Here is a 15,465-nt window from a genome sequence, read left to right on the forward strand (position 1 = left end):
CCCGATTCCTGCCGGTCGAAGTTGACCGCCGCTCGCGGGCCGGACCTGGCCGCAGCCCGGCTCCGCGTCTGATCACTGCTTGGCGGTGGCGAGGGCGGCCAGCTCGCGGTTGACGGCAACTTGGTGCGCCTCAGCGTCCATACGCGCCTTTTTCGGGCTCCAGCGACCCGCCATCACGAAGACGAAGGGCAGGAAGAGGACTTGGCCGCCGACGCAGATCCACCACCAGGCGCGCCATTCGCCGGGGCCGTCCTTCGACGCTTTCTGGACCTTGGCGCCGTACTCCTGCAGCAGCTTCAGCTGCGGCCCCGCCTTCTGCACGACGGCGAGGTTCTCCGCCCCCACCTCCTTGACGGCGCGGGCGCCCAGCGCGGGTGGCACGGTGGCCGGCGTGTACCTGTTCAGCTCGGCGAAGAGCTCCGGGTGCGCATTGACGATGGCCAGCGCGGGCGCCGCCTGCGCCGAGGCGGCCTTGACCTCGGCGCCGTGCTCCACGAGCGGGGTCACGGAAGTGACCAGTACCGGAATGAAGGCCGCGGACACGGCGACCACGATGCGCACCGTCCAGCCCCACACCGCCAGACCTGCTGCGGTCGCGGCCGGGTTGTGCTTTTCCACCGTTTCGGTGAAGCTCGCCATCCAGGGCGCGTAGGCGATGGCGCTGAAGACGCCGATGCCGATGAACAGCCAGGCGAAGGTGTAGTAGTCGGTCGTCAGGTGGGTGGCGCGGGTAGCGAAGATCGCGGTCACCACGATCGAGCCGACCGCGCCGACGATCATGAAGGGCTTGCGTACCTTCAGCCGGTCCGAGAGCAGGCCGACCAGGACCAGGGCGATGGCGTTCGCCCCCCAGTACCAGTTGGCCAGCGCGTTGGTGCGCTGCTCGCTGTAGCCGAAGACGGTCGAGAAGTAGACGACGAAGTTGCCGACCGCCGCGTAGTACAGCAGCAGGAACACGGCGATGGCGAAGGCCGAGCCCAGCGCGTCCAGGCGCATCATCTGCCGCCACTCGCCGCGGCGTAGCGCCTCGGTGTCCAGCCCCTTGGCGCGCGCCTCGACCAGTGCACGGTCCCGCAGCGTCACCATGATCTGGTCGCGCAGCGCCGGGGACAGCTCGCGCAGTGCGAAGACCGCGACGATGAAGACGACGAACCCGGCGATCGCCGAATAGTGAAGTTCGTCCTGCCAGGTGGCGCTGTCGAGGGTGTTGCTGGTGACGGTGGTGACCACCAGGGAGCCGATGACCGGGCCCATCGTCCAGTACCCCATCGCGGTGGCCCGGCCGAGCTGCGGGGAGAAGTCCCTGATCAGCGCGGGGGTGGCGACCAGCACGATGCCCTCGATGAAGCTGACGAGCGCGAAGAGCACCAGGTAGGTGGTCTTGTTCGCCGCGTTCGGCAACCCGAAGAAGACCAGCAGCGCGGCGATCAGCAGCCCGTAGACCACCAGATTCGCCCGGCCCCAGCGGTCCGCCAGACCCGCCACGAGCGAGGCGAAGGCCCCGACCGCGTTGCCGATTACCGAGACCCAGATGAAGTAGCGGTATGTCATACCGAAGTGTGTGATGATCGACGTCGCCACCGCGTACTGGATGTACAGCATGTAGTACAGGACGACAGTGGTGACGACCACGATCGCGAGATACACCATACGGCGACCGGTGGGCGGGTAGTCCGCCAGTTCGCGGCGGTACAGCCAGGCCAGCGGGCCGGAGGCGTCTGCAGAGGGCACATCGGGCGCGGGTCTGTCGGCGTCGGACGGTGTCGTAGCAGCGGACATGCGGCTCCTCCCAGGGATACCCGGAAACCGGGTGTTTCGCGTCGGTGCGACGAGGCCTTGCGTCGGCCCGGCTCCGAGAGCGTGGCCAGAGGGTAGTACCGACTAGTCGGTACGCCTAGAGGGCCGGCACGAGGTCATCCACCGGGTTCATCCCGGGCCGACAGTTTCGCCGGACGGGGCGTCGCCCAGGGCGGTCAGGGTGCGGTCGGCCAGGCCCCGGCAAGATCGGCTGACTGCCGGAAGAGCCCGGTTCTCCAAGTACGCACGACGATGTCAGGAGCCCGTAGAGGTGCGGGTGATCGGCTGCTCAGGCGGCGGATTCCGCTGTCAATTCTGGTGGGAGGACGGCGTCGGCGGCGTCTTCGGACCTCACTTATGACCCACGAGGATGCTTGTTCGGCCGAAGTCTCATGCAGCGCTTCGCCGTGTGGGCCACCGCCCCTTCACGACCAACGCACGTCCGCCCACCCCGAACATCACGGGCCAGTGCATGCCGCCACATGGGCATCAGCCCCCGCTGGACCAGGCCGTCACGGCCCAGACCGATGCCAAGGTCGAACGCTTCCACCGACCTGACATCGGCAACGGCGGGCACACACCGGCCGGCCGCGTCACCGACCTGCCCGAACAGCACAGCTAGGCCGAGTCGCGCACCACCAGCTCCGGGTCGAAGATGACCGACGTCGCATCGGTGCGCGCGCCGTGGATGTGCTCGTCGAGGAGGCGGGCCATCTCCGCCGCCATCTCCTCGACCGGCTGGCGGATCGTGGTCAGGCGGGGCCGACAGGTCACGGCGATGCTGGAGTCGTCGAACCCGACGACCGCGACGTCCTCGGGCACCCGGCGTCCGCGCTCCCGTACGACCTGACAGGCGCCCTGCGCCATGAGGTCGTTGGCGGCGAACACGCCGTCCGTGTCGGGGTGACGGGCCAGCAGGTCCGACATGGCCGCGAGACCGCTGTCCAGGGTGAACCCGCCCTCGGCGACCGGGACGTAGGGGTGGCCGTGGCGGGCGAGCGTGTCACGGAACCCGGCGAGCCGCTCCTGGCTCGCCGCCACGTCCAGGGGGCCGCAGACCGTGGCGGGGCGGCGACAGCCGCGCGCGAGGAGGCGCTCCGCGGCGAGGCGCCCGCCGTCCCGGTGCGCCAGGTCCACGTAGCTGAGCGGGACCGGACGGGAGGGGCGGGCGAAGAGCACCGCGGGAAGCCGGGCGTCGGCGATGAGGGCGGGCAGCGGGTCGTCCGCGTGGGTGGAGACCACGAGGGCGCCGTCGGCACGGCCCTGGCGCAGGTAGGTCAGCACCTCCTCCCGAGCCTGGGCGGACTCGGCGAACATGAGGACGGGGTGCATCGAGCGGGGGCGCAGGAAGCCGACGATCCCGCTGACGACCCGTCCGAAGAAGGGATCCGCGAACACTGATGCGGCGAAGGCGTTCTGGCCGGCGTCCGTGGTGTCCCCGGCGCCGGACATCACCAGGGCGACGGTCTCGGCCCGCCGGATCACCAAGGAACGGGCGGCCCGGTTGGGCGCGTAACCCGTCCGCTCGATGGCCCCGCGGACCACCTCCTGTATCTCCGGATCCACGTTGCGGATGCCGTTGACGACCCGGGACACGGTCGCCCGAGAGACACCGGCCTCCCGGGCGACGTCCTCCAGCGTCGGGGCCCGTCTGCTCATGCAGGCACCCTAACGGACCTGCGAATCCGGCAATAGAGCGCTCTCCCGGAGCGGGGTGTGCCACTCCGGGAGAGATGCGTTCCTCAGGCGTAGACGCCGAACTCGTACAGCGAGTAGCCCCAACCGGTGCCCCGCGCAGTGCCGTTGATGCGGACATAGCGGCCGGTCCCGGTGACGTCGAAGTCGTCGATCCCGCCGTTGCCGTCGGACACCGTGCGTACGGTCTGCCAGTTCTGGCCGTCGTCGGAGGTCTGGATGGTGTAGGCCTTGGCGTACGAGGCCTCCCAGGACAGCTGGACGTGGCGGAACGTGGTGCGGGTGCCGAGGTCGACCTGGAGCCACTGGGGGTCGCTCCAGTCACTGGCCCAGCGTGTGGCCTGATTGCCGTCGACCGCGTTGGCCGCGGTGCACGGGCAGTCACCGTAACTCGCCTGATAGGACGAGGCGGTGGCGGGTTTGCCCCGTGCCACATCGGTGCCGGACGGAACCGGCGGGACGACTCGGATCGAGCGGGTCTCGACCCCGACGTTGCCCCGGCCGTCCGTCGCCTTGACGTAGACCTTCCAGACGCCCGGGCGGTCGGGTGCGGTGATCTTGAGACGGCCGCCGCCGAGGTCGGTGGAGGGCAGCGAGGCCAGGTTCTTGCTCTGGTCGACGTACATGCTGTTGTCGAGGACCTCGTAGGAGATCGGGTCGCCGTCGGGGTCGGTGGCCTTCACGGACACGACGAGGTCACGTCCGGCCTGCACCTGGCCCGCGCCGCCCTCCACGGTCAGGTCGGATATGACGGGCGGAGTGTTGTCGTGGCTGGTGTCGCCGCCGTAGGCCTTCTTCACAGCGTAGTACGACAGGCGCTTCTGGCCGGCGGGCAGCAGGTTGAACCAGATGCCGCCGAAGTCGTACTCGGTGCCGTAGTGGAACATCGTGGCGCCGAGCGCGACCCCCTTGTGCCCGGTGACACAGCCCCAGGCCCTCGTGTAGCCGTCGGCCTTGGCCTGGTCGGAGGGCTCCGACGGAACGCCGTTGGCGTCGTCGGGGACCTCCCATTCGCCGGCCGGGCCGGTCTCGGTGACGATGTAGGGCTTGGTGTAACCCCCTTGCTGCCAGGTGGATTTGATGTCGCAGACGGCGTTGTAGGAGTTCACGGCGTACAAGTCGAGGTCCGGCGCGTTCTTCTTGAAGTAGGGCCACGCGCCGACCCAGGCGTCGGTGGACGTGACCGGGTGGTTGGGATCGACGGAGTGGATCTTCTTGGTGATGTCGTTGACGAGGGTGGTGTAGGCGTCGCGCTGCCTTTCCAGCTCGTCGCCGCTGTAGCAGTTCTGCAGCCCGAGGACCGACTCGTTGCCGACGTCCCACATGAGCACGCCGGGGTTGTCCTTGTAGGTCTGGACCCACTTGGGGAACTCGTCGAGCACTTGGTTCTTGTAGGCGGTGTCGGTCAGGTAGTTGACGCAGCCGCCGCTGCCGGGTCCGCCGCCTGGCGGTAGCCAGAAGCCCGCGACGACCTTGATGCCGTGGGCGGCCGCGGAGTCGAACAGCGGCTTACTGGTGGCGTCGGTGCCCCAGGTGCGGATCGTGTTGACGCCCATGGACTTGAGGTCCGGCATGTACTTCTCGGCGTCCGCGACGCTCGGGCCCCAGGTCAGGCCCTTGATCTGGTACGCCTGCCCGTCCACCGTCAGCTGCCAGGCGCCCTGGCTGCCGGTGACCTTGACGACGCTGCCCGCGGCGTGGGCCTGGGTGGCGGGCAGAGCGGCGAGGAATCCGGCGGCCAGCACGCCGGCGGTGAGGGGTGCCGCGATCCGGCGGGTGCGGCTGCGGGTGCGGGGTCGTGAGGTCATGCGCGCACTCCTCAGGGCAGTCGGTAGTGCTCGTCGAGCGCGGCGCCCGCCTCCGGGTGGGTCTCGTCGTAGCCCCGCGCGTCGCACTGGAGCCCCCCGACGACGCAGTGGTCGACCAGGGCCTTGAGCGTGGCGTCGTCCCAGGCGTTGAAGAAGTCGTAGTGGAAGCTGTGACCCGTTCCGCTGGACAGCCGCACCTTCGACATGTCGCCGTTGACGGGGAAGGCCATCTTGAACTCGATCATCGGCAGCGCAACCGGGTGGTCGGCCGGGCACATGTTGTCGTTCGTGCCGGGCTTGACCACGGGATAGGCCATGTGGCTCTTGTGGTCGGGGGTGTCGAGGTACTTGCCGTCCCAGCAACTGGGCGCCTGGAAACGGATGTTGAGCTGAACATCCGCGCGGTTGGGACAGGTCGCGGGGAACTCCGTGTTGAAGTAGCTGTCGCCGCACTCCCAGCCCTCGACGAAGCCGGGGTGGTGCCGGAACTCGTCGGCGCTCTGCATGGGGCTGCCGACGACGAAGCGCAGGCCCTTGGGGAAGGGCCGGACGCTGGTGTAGTCGGTGACACCGGACTTGTAGTAGATGACCTGCGGGCCGACGGGCAGGATCTGCTGGTCGCCGTTGTACAGGGTGGGCATCCAGTAGCCGGACAGGTCGGCGGGGGCCTTGCATGTGGTGCCGCCGGCCGACAGCGAGGCGGTGGTGCTGTTGGCGTCGGTCGTCGTGTTGCCCATGAAGGTGTGATCGTGGGACTTGCCCGGCTGCTGCGGGTAGACGATGGGGTCGTCCGGCCTGGTGTGGGTGACCGAACAGTTGGCCTGGAACTCGTGGAAGTAGCGGTGCGGCGGGTCCTGGGTGGACGGCGTCACGCCGGTGACCGGCGGGTTCGCGAGGATGTAGCCGTCGCCGTCCGGATCCTCCGGGGAGTTGGCGGTGGACGCGGCCATCGCATGACCGGAGTGGGTGGCCGCGAACGACTGCGCGGCGGCGCTGTGCGGGGCGGGCGGCCCGGCGCTGACGGCGATGCCGCCGAGGCCGAGCGAGGTCAGCAGGAGCGCGCCGGTGATCAGCGTGGCTGACAGGCCTTTCGATCTCCGTGGCATGGAGACCTCCTCCTGAACGGTGGGGGTGTCAGAGGCTTTCGCAGGGCGACCCCATGACGTGACGTCAGGCGAGCTGATGTGGGGGCGCCGGGAGACGTTCGGGAGAGCGCTCTCCCGCCGAGGAGTGTTGAGGGCATGCCATCGAGGTGTCAAGGGATCCGGCAGAAGAGGCCGCGGAAAGATTTCAACTTCAAAGGACTTGCCGAGCGTTGAAACTCACTAGTTAAATCAAGCTATGAACTAAGCGCTGTGGCAGTGTCCTTGGTGCGCCCCCCCCGGTCTGCCGTGGCGCCATACAGGCTCCCTTCCCCATGCATCCGCAGAGGCCGCCGTGAGACTCGGATCCCCGGGCGTCGCCCTCGCCGCCATGCGGCGATGCCCGCCCTGCCCGCTCGCCGGCCAACCACCGCGGCCGAACTCCCCTTGACCCAGGGCAGAACCGCGACGCTTTGCTGGCGAAGAACTTCGGTGACGAGCTCGGCTCGAACCTCTTCTACGACGGCGATGCCAGCGATCGGCTTCTCGATCACGACCTGTCCCGCGGTCTATGGCCGTCGTCGCGGCGAGGCCCGCGCGGGCACAGGCGCACCTGCGTGGGCCCCTCGGTCGCCGCCGGCTACCGGGGTCCATTCGCAGTGCTCCGGCCTTCGGGCCGGGGTGAAGCGAATCCTGGGGTTGCGACGTGGAGTCGCGGTGGTGTTCCGGCGGAGCCGGACCCTGCTCGTGACGGTGACGGGCCGCTCGCATGTTCCCGGCGAAGGCCCAGCAGGAACTGTCCCGCAAGCAGAAGGGATCAAAGAACCGGGCCAAGGGCCGTCTCAAGGTCGCCCGCGCCCACGCCAAGGTCGCCGACGCGCGCCCCGAGTTCCACCACCAGCTCTCCACGAAGCTGATCTCCGAGAACCAAGGGATCGCCGTGGAGGGCCTGTCGGTGGCGGGACTGGCCCGCACCAAGCCGGCCAAGTCCGTGCTCGACGCCGGATGGGCACAGTTCATCAGCATGCTGGAGTACAAAGCGGAACGGTACGGCCGAGCACTCGTCAAGACCGGCCGGTTCACACCGACCTCCCCAGACCTGTTCCACCTGCGCTGCCGTGGACGGACCCAAACCCCTGAACGTGCCGGAATGGACCTGTACCGCCTGCGGAACCGGCCACGACCGGGACACCAACGCCGCGATCAACGTCAAACAGGCCGCCGGACTGGCGGTATCGGCCTGCGGAGCGCCGGTGAGACCAGGAGCGGTCCCGGCACAGCGCGAGGAAACAGGAAGCCACGGGTTCCCGACCGGAAACCGTGCCGCGTAGCGGCACAGCAACCAGTCAAGGAAGGCCGGAATCCTCGCCCTTCAGGGCGAGGAGCATGTCAGTGGTAACCCACTGTCGTCGCGCTGCGAATGCTGTGCGCGGGGAGGGTGATCCGTAGCACGTGACTGTCGGCGTCCCAGTGCCAGGCGCTGCCGGCCAGCCGCTTGCCGCTCGCGGCCACCTGCTTCGGCGCGTGGTCCACGCCGAGGAAGGACACGGTCCAGGTCCGCCGGCTCACCTGGCCTCGGAAGGAGCCCTTGGTGGGCGCGATCCGCAACAGGTGCGCGTGCTTGTCGTCGGTGTAGCTGATCCGGGTCGTCGCCTTGCGCCCGCGGGTGGTGCTGGTGCCGTCGTCCTCGTAGAGGGAGAAGGCACCGGGCGCCCCGGGAACGACCGTGACGGTGACCTTGTCCAGCGCGTTCTGCGCGTCGTTGGGCACGTAGTCGGACCGTGTGGCGACGATGCCGCCCGCGCGCACGAACACCGGCATGGTGTCCAGCGTGGTCGAGACGTCGTGCGTGGCGCCGCCGGCCGGTGCCGTGTACGTCTGCCCGGTGAAGTAGTCCGTCCACCGCCCCGGGGGGAACCACACCGACGTCGTCGTCTTCGTACCCGGTGCGGTGACGGGTGCGACCAGCATGTCCGGCCCGTAGAGGTACTCGCTGTCCGCTTTGGTGTAGGCGCTCTCCTCCTCCGGATACTGCAGGTACAGCGGGCGGGCGATCGGGGTGCCGGTGGTGTTGGCCTCCTGCGCCAGGGTGTACGTGTAGGGCACGAGCGCCTCGCGCAGCCGCAGGAACTTCTCCGCCGACGTCTGTGCGTCGGTGCCGTACTGCCAGGGCAGCCGGTCGCTGTGGTTGCTGTGCAGCCGGTCGATGGGCTGGAAGGCACCGAACTGCACCCATCGCGCGTACAGGTCGTCGGGGAGCTTGGTGGTGCGGTGGGTCTGCCCGTTCGAGGTGTACGTCTCCGCCCCCGGGATGCCGTACCCGTCGTTGTGGCCGCCGATGTCGTGGCTGACGGCGGCGAGACCTGTCGCGGCGGACTCCCCGGGCGTGTAGCCGATCTCCGCGCGCAGGGTGCCCCAGTTCGACGTCGTGTCACCGGAGAAGTGGAGTGTGCTGCGCTTGTCGGCCCAGGGCCCGGTGGGCAGGCCCACCCCGCCGCTGTAGCCGCCCGCCTGGAGGGACCCGTAGGCACGGGACAGGACGAAGCCACGCTCGCTGGTCTCGGAGGTGAGGTCGGCGTACTTCTGGTTGATCCACGCGTCCGGACTGACCCCTGCCTCAGACGAACGGGAAGCGTCGCAGCACCAGTCGAGCCACCAGAAGTCGTTGCCGGCTCGGTCCATCGGCCGGTGCAGGTCGAGGTAGGCCTCAAGCTGGTCGGGATCGCCGAAGTCGAAGGTGTAGCAGTCCGAGCCCGCACCGGAGGCACAACCGCCCTGGCGCAGCTTGCCCTTGGCCGTGCTCTGCGCCGCCGCGAACTGCGGGTCGGTCCCCAGGATGCTCGGGTGCACGTTCAACGTGTTGTGCAGCCCCTGGCTGGTGGACCAGTCGAAAAAGCCCTTGGGATCGGGGAACTTGGCCGGATCGAAGTTCCAACCGCTCCAGGTGTTCGGCGACTTGAAGTCCGTGTCCGTGACCAGCACGTCCAGTGGCACGTCAGCGGCGCGGAACGCGGGCAGGATCGTCTTCTCGTAGTCGCTCGCGGTGCGGTCGATGTACTCGGAGTACCACACCCCGTAGGCCCAGCGCGGCAGCAGCTGCGACGGTCCGGTGAGGGTCGCCAGATCGGACAGACCCTGCTGGTAGTCGTGTCCGAAGCCGAAGAGGTAGCCGTCCTGGTAGGCCTGTCCGCCGTGCGTGGGCCGCGGCGCGGTCTCCTTGGTGCCCGGGTCGTAGACCGCGGAGGGCGTGTCATCGAGCAGGTACCAGCCGTCGCGGTGCAGCAGTCCGGGCGTGGTCCAGGGGGTGGGGTCGTTGTCGCCGTTGAAGCCGTCCAGGCTGCGCCGGTAGCCGCCGAGAGCCAGATGCGCCGCAGGGGCCGGCTCCTGCTGCCGGGCCAGGGCGAGGGTGTCCACGTTGACGTGGCAGCTGGTGGCCTGCGGGCAGGACAGGGTGACCTCGTCGGTGCCTGCCTTCAACTCCACGGGCACGGACGCCGCTTCCCAGGCGTCCCAGTTGTCCGTGGCCGGCAGGGTCAGGGTGCGGGAGGTGCCGCTGCCCGTGGCGACCTCGACCGTCCGCGGCTGGTGGAGACCGTCGCTGCCGGTTCCGTTGGCGTAGCGCAGGTGCAGCAGGTACGTGCCGTCCGCGGGCACGCCCGTGATCCGGTCCGCCACCCCGGATCCCTGGTTGAGTTCGGCGGTGAAGCCGTAGCCGGCGTGGCCCTTGTGGTCGGTGGCGATCGTCGCCGAGCCCGACAGCAGAGCGTTCTCGGCCTCACAACTGGTACCGAACCGGCAACCGGGAACGGTGCTCGCCGCCCGCCCTGGGTAGTCGGCACCGGAGGTGAGGAGAGCGAGGCTGTCGATGTTGACGCTGCCCGAGTCGCCGGCGGCGCGGTGCAGCTTGACAGTGTGGGGACCGGCGCCGAGCGCCAGCGGCAGCCGGGCCACCCCCCAGCTGTTCCAGTCGGACGTCGCCGGGAGCTGGAACGTCCGGTCGGCGCCGCCGTCCACGCTGAGACTGAGCTTGCGGGTCTCGTGGCGGCCGTCGCTGCCGACCGCGTTGGCGTACCGCACCGCGAAGTCGTACGTGCCCGCGGCCGCCGTCCGCACGTCCGCGGAAAGGGAGTCGTTGTCGACCTCGAACCCGGCGAGGAACCCCTTGCCCGTGAACCCACCGTGGTCCACGGCTAGGCCGGGGCCGTCGTACAGCTGGTCCTCGGCCTCGCACAGAGCCCCGACAGCGCACACGTCGTGCTGCCAGGGCGCCGCCTGTACCGGCGTCTGCCCCGCCGTGAGCGACGTCGTCAGGTTGTCCGCGGTGAAGGGACCCGAGCCGACGCGGTAGCGCAGTGTCATGGCACTGGTCGTGATAGTCAACAGGCCGTCCTTGACGGACGAGTTGTAGTGGGGCGGAGTGAAGGAGTCCCGGCCGACGGCATTGAACGTGGGCCGGTCCTCGAAGCGATGGTCACCGGCGTACTCGGTCCGGATCAGGGTCGGTGACAGCACCTCGAACCGGGCGCCCTGCACGGTCACCGCCGTGGAGGCACGGGCCGGCTGCTTCACGGTGGCCGCCGTCGCGACACCCGGGGAGACCAGGCTCAGGGCCACCGCGGCCCCGGCCAGTGCGTGAACAACGGCAGGCGTGTGCAGTTTGCCCTTGGACCTACGGGATCTCGACGATCTCTGTTTCACCACACGCTCGGTCTCACCTGCGACGTCGGAAGCCTTCGGGCCGTCACAGGACCCTCCGCCTGTGGCCCAGCCACGTCTGCGCGACGTGCATCCGGTCGCGAGCGCCAGGCCCGTCGCGAGGGAGGCGGCGAGGAGGTGTCGTGCGGCGGTGCGGCGGACAGGTGCTGTGGGCTTCATGGGAGTCCCCAAACGGCGGCGGCCCTGGAGCTGAGAGCGCTCTCGGGGAGGCTGGCTCTTGCGGTCAACTCAGTTTGCGCAGCGTTCAGATGAGGGTTTTACATCGTTGAAAGGGCTCTGTAAACCCTCCCGTCCGAAATCTCGTCATCGCCGCCCCAGGGTGCTCTCCCGCTCCACGAGCCGGAAATCCGCGGTCAGTTCACGTCCGCCGGGCTCCCCGTGGCCCGACAGACTGCGCAGCAGCGAGCCCACGGCCATCCTCGCGATGGCCTGCTTGTCCGGCGAGACGGTGGTCAGGGTCACCGCGCCGAACCGGCCCTCCGCGAGGTCGTCGAACCCCACCACCGCCACGTCCCACGGAACCCTGAGTCCCCGCTCGTGCAGCACCCGCAAGGCCCCTATCGCTATCAGGTCGTTGAAGGCGAACACGGCGTCCGGGCGCACACCGGAGTCCAGCAGGTGGGCCATCGCACGCGCTCCGTCGTCCCGGTCCCAGCCGCCCACCGGCACCACCAGGCTGTCCGGCGCGGGGACCCCGGCCGCCGCCAACTCCTCGCGCCAGCCCGCCAGTCGCAGGTGGGCAGGCCGGTTGGCGGAGTCGGTGCGCGCGCCGAGGTAGGCGATCCGGGTCCGGCCGCGGCCGAGAAGGTGACGCACCGCGCACCGGGCCGCCGCCACGTTGTCGATCGCGATGTGATCGAAGGGCAGGCCGTACTCGCGCTCGCCGAGCAGCACCAACGGCACATCGTCGGAGCGTCCCTGCAGGTCCTCCGCCTCCAGGGCCAGCGGGCTGAGGATCAGCCCGTCGATCACCCGGGCCCGGAAGCCCTGGCTGACCAGGATTTCCCGCTCACGCTCGCCGCGGGTGTGGTCGAGCAGCACGGTGAACTCGTGCTCGGCGGCGGCGTCGATCACGGCGCCGGCCAGCTCGGCGAAGTACGGGTTGCCGAGCTCGGGAACGGCCAGGGCGATGATCCCGGTGCGCCCCTTGCGCAGGTGCCGCGCGGTGAGGTTCGGCCGGTAGCCGAGCTCGTCGATGGCCTCTTGCACCCGGGCCCGCAACGCCGGTGTGACGTGCGGATAGTTGTTCACTACGTTGGACACGGTCTTGATCGAAACGCCCGCGCGTTCCGCCACGTCCTTCAGGCTGACCCGCAAGGGATCTCCTCAGCGTCGATGCGGCACCTGGCCACGAGGCTTTGTCATGACCCTGGACAGAGGATCCAGAGCCGTGCTCTCATGCCAACTGCCGTTCCTTCCAACGTTGTACAGACTGAAGCAACGAGCCGCCACCCTTCCTCAGCCAAGGAGGATTCGTGCGCATCAGACCTGTCAGACAACGCCTTGCCCTGCTCCTCGCCGCGGCGCTCGGCACAGCCGGTCTCGCCGCGAGCCCGGCCGCCGTCGCCGCCGACGATCCCGTCGAGGTCCACGGCCTCAAGGGCGAGTACTACACCCAGTCCGCACCCGGCGCCTTCGACTTCGACCAGCTCAAGGCCACCGGATTCGACCCCAAGCTCGACTTCGACACCCTGGAGCCGCGCCTGAACTTCGCGACCGGCCGCTCGGACGACGTCAGCGTCCGCTGGACCGGCAAGATCGTGCCCGAGAAGACCGGAGCCACCACCTTCTCGATCATCGGTGACAACGGCTTCCGGCTATGGGTCGACGGCAGACTCGTCATCGACCACTGGGTGGACGACTGGGACCGCGAACAGACCGGCGCCCCGGTCGAGTTGACGGCGGGCAAGGCCTACGACATCAAGGTCGAGTACTTTGAGCACTACGGAGGATCCAACCTCCACCTGCGCTGGACCCCGCCCGGCGGCACCAAGACCGCCGTACCGCAGTCGGCGTTCCGGCTACCCGACGGCTTCGACTACGACGGAGCCGTGTCCACCGACGTCCTCGCCTCCGGCCGCACACTCGCCCTCGAGTTCACGCAGCCGCTCAGCACGCCTCCGGCCGGTCTCACCGGGCACTTCGACGCGGTGATCGGTGGCGCGACCTGGCCGCTGGGCAACGCCCGGCTGGACCCCGGCGACCGGCGGAAGCTGCTGATCACGCTCAAAGAGCCCGTGGTCGGCAACAAGACCGGCACCGCGCCAGGCCTCGCCGACATCCGCTACGACGGCCAGGGCGGCCTGTCCGGCACGGACGACAACGTTGTCAACTCCTTCTGGAGCAGCGGCGCGAACAAGTCCACCTACGAGCTGAGCACCAAGTGGGCCGACGAGGTCGGGCCGCGCAACGCCCACCCCGAGTACCCGCGGCCCCAGCTCGAACGCGACGCCTGGCAGAACCTCAACGGTTCCTGGCAGTTCGCCGCCGCCAAGGCGGGAGAGGCGCCACCGGTGGGCAGGACACTGGGCGAGAAGATCCTCGTCCCGTACCCCGTCGAGTCCCAGCTGTCCGGCCTCGAGCGGCACGAGGACCGCATGTGGTACCGGCGCACCTTCACCGTGCCCGCCGGCTGGAAGGTCGGCTCCGGCAAGCGCCTGCAACTGAACTTCGGCGCGGTCGACTGGCAGTCCGAGGTGTACGTCAACGGCTCCAAGGTCGCCGAACACAAGGGCGGCTACGACAAGTTCAGTGCCGACATCACCGACGCACTCAAGCCCGGCCGGACCCAGGAACTGATCGTCGGGGTGTACGACCCCACCGACGCGGCCTCCGGCGAGAACCCGCCCCTGGGCAAGCAGCGCCTCGACCCCAGCGGCATCTGGTACACGCCGACATCCGGCATCTGGCAGACGGTGTGGATGGAGCCGGTCGCGGCGGACCACGTCGATCAGCTCAAACTTACGCCGGACGTGGACGCCGGCACCCTGACCGTCGAACCGCAGGGCGTGCGCGACGGCCTGCCGGTCACGGCGACCGCGTACGCCGGCAAGCACAAGGTGGCCACCGTCACCGGCCGCACGGGCGAGCCGCTGACCCTGCACATCCGCAAGGCGCACCTGTGGTCGCCCGACGACCCCTTCCTGTACGACCTCAAGGTGAACGTCGGATCCGACCGTGTCGCGAGCTACTTCGGCATGCGGTCCATCAAGGTCGAGAAGATCAACGGCGTGCCGCGCACCGTGCTCAACGGCAAGCCGATCTTCATGATGGCCACGCTCGACCAGGGCTTCTGGCCCGACGGCCTGTACACGGCGCCGACGGACGAGGCCCTCGCCTACGACCTGAAGCTGCACAAGAGCATGGGCTTCAACTCGGTGCGCAAGCACATCAAGGTGGAACCCGACCGCTGGTTCTACTGGGCCGACCGGCTGGGCCTCATGGTCTGGCAGGACATGCCCGCGATGACGGCCGGAGTGAACCCGAGCACCACGGCCCGCGCCGAGTACGAGCGCGAGATGAAGCAGATGATCGACGAGCACATCAGCAGCCCGTCGGTCGTCATGTGGGTCACGTTCAACGAGGGCTGGGGCCAGTACGACATGGCCCGCATCGCCGACCAGGCCAAGGCCTGGGACCCGACCCGGCTCGTGAACTCCATGTCCGGGCTCAACCTCGGGGCCGACGGCGGCACCGGGGACATCATGGACGAGCACGGTTACCCGAGCCCGGCCCTGCCACCGCACCCCGACGGCGAACGCGCCCTGGTCAGCGGGGAGTACGGCGGTCTCGGCCTCGCCGTGCCCGGTCACGCCTGGTCGGTCCAGCAGTCCTACGTCGACGTCGACCCCTCGACGTACACGGACGACTACCTGGAGAAGCTCACCGAGGTCCACGCGCTCGCCTGCAAGGGCGGCAACGGCGCGGTCTACACCCAGATCTCGGACGTCGAGGGTGAGCTCAACGGCCTGCTGACGTACGACCGCAAGGTGGTCAAGCCCGATGTCAAGCGGCTCAGGACGGCCCAGCGGGCGTTGATCTCCGACGCCTCGCGGGCGACCCCGGCAGGGTGCGCCTGACACCTGCCCGGACCCGGCGAACGCCTCCCCGCGCCACGCCGAGGGCCCTGGCCCAGCCCATGGGAAAGGGGTGATCCGCCCGCCGTCCCAGCGAGACGGCGGGCGGACCGCACCCGCCGCGATCGGGCGACGGGTCACGCGGCGAAGACCTGGGAGTCGTCGGCGAACGCCTTGAACTCCAGTGCGTTGCCCGCGGGAGCGACAAGGAACAGGGTCCGGCGGCACGCAACCTCTCCGCGAACTTGCGCAATCCGGCGAGGTCGTGGCCGTCGACGGGGTTGTGGGCTC

At 69.2% G+C, this 15,465-nt stretch carries 8 protein-coding genes and 1 pseudogene; 3 read left to right on the forward strand and 6 right to left on the reverse strand.

Translation table 11 applies throughout. The features are described 5' to 3' along the window. Positions 1-72 precede the first annotated feature (72 nt). Positions 73-1,779 carry an MFS transporter gene (locus tag ACZ7OO_RS33115; RefSeq protein WP_471510488.1) on the reverse strand — a complete coding sequence of 569 codons (1,707 nt, stop codon included), beginning with the start codon at positions 1,777-1,779 and terminating at the stop codon, positions 73-75. 490 nt (positions 1,780-2,269) lie between these two features. On the opposite strand from ACZ7OO_RS33115, the gene ACZ7OO_RS33120 reads away from it, so the two are divergent. Next, complete coding sequence (locus ACZ7OO_RS33120; RefSeq protein ID WP_471510490.1) at positions 2,270-2,419, forward strand: hypothetical protein; 150 nt, start codon at positions 2,270-2,272, stop codon at positions 2,417-2,419. Here ACZ7OO_RS33120 and ACZ7OO_RS33125 read toward each other — a convergent pair. From ACZ7OO_RS33125 to ACZ7OO_RS33135, 3 genes are all read right to left on the reverse strand, one after another. Continuing rightward, the gene (locus ACZ7OO_RS33125) at positions 2,416-3,456 is read right to left on the reverse strand and encodes a LacI family DNA-binding transcriptional regulator (protein WP_471510492.1); all 1,041 of its coding nucleotides are present in this window, start codon (positions 3,454-3,456) and stop codon (positions 2,416-2,418) included. The two genes, ACZ7OO_RS33120 and ACZ7OO_RS33125, sit on opposite strands and share 4 nt — an antisense overlap. Before the next feature lie 83 nt (positions 3,457-3,539). Beyond that, positions 3,540-5,300: a discoidin domain-containing protein gene (locus ACZ7OO_RS33130; protein WP_471510494.1), complete on the reverse strand. Its 1,761-nt coding sequence runs from the start codon at positions 5,298-5,300 to the stop codon at positions 3,540-3,542. 11 nt (positions 5,301-5,311) lie between these two features. Beyond that, on the reverse strand, positions 5,312-6,406 hold the full coding sequence (locus ACZ7OO_RS33135) for a DUF1996 domain-containing protein (RefSeq protein ID WP_471510495.1): 1,095 nt from the start codon (positions 6,404-6,406) through the stop codon (positions 5,312-5,314). A 757-nt stretch (positions 6,407-7,163) separates the two neighbouring features. Here ACZ7OO_RS33135 and ACZ7OO_RS33140 point away from each other — a divergent pair. Further along, positions 7,164-7,713 (forward strand): annotated as a pseudogene (locus ACZ7OO_RS33140) (RNA-guided endonuclease TnpB family protein); the annotation flags it as partial. A gap of 58 nt (positions 7,714-7,771) precedes the next feature. Here the strand turns inward: ACZ7OO_RS33140 and ACZ7OO_RS33145 are convergent. Next, complete coding sequence (locus tag ACZ7OO_RS33145) at positions 7,772-10,996, reverse strand: TIM-barrel domain-containing protein (RefSeq protein ID WP_471510497.1); 3,225 nt, start codon at positions 10,994-10,996, stop codon at positions 7,772-7,774. A 405-nt stretch (positions 10,997-11,401) separates the two neighbouring features. Beyond that, positions 11,402-12,415, reverse strand: a complete 1,014-nt coding sequence (locus tag ACZ7OO_RS33150; RefSeq protein ID WP_471510499.1) for a LacI family DNA-binding transcriptional regulator — start codon at positions 12,413-12,415, stop codon at positions 11,402-11,404. A 158-nt stretch (positions 12,416-12,573) separates the two neighbouring features. Between ACZ7OO_RS33150 and ACZ7OO_RS33155 the strand changes: the two genes are divergently transcribed. Next, positions 12,574-15,177 (forward strand): PA14 domain-containing protein, encoded by a 2,604-nt coding sequence (locus ACZ7OO_RS33155; protein ID WP_471510501.1) that lies wholly within the window; start codon positions 12,574-12,576, stop codon positions 15,175-15,177. Positions 15,178-15,465: the final 288 nt, after the last annotated feature.

Source organism: Streptomyces sp. NPDC111744 (assembly GCF_055634995.1).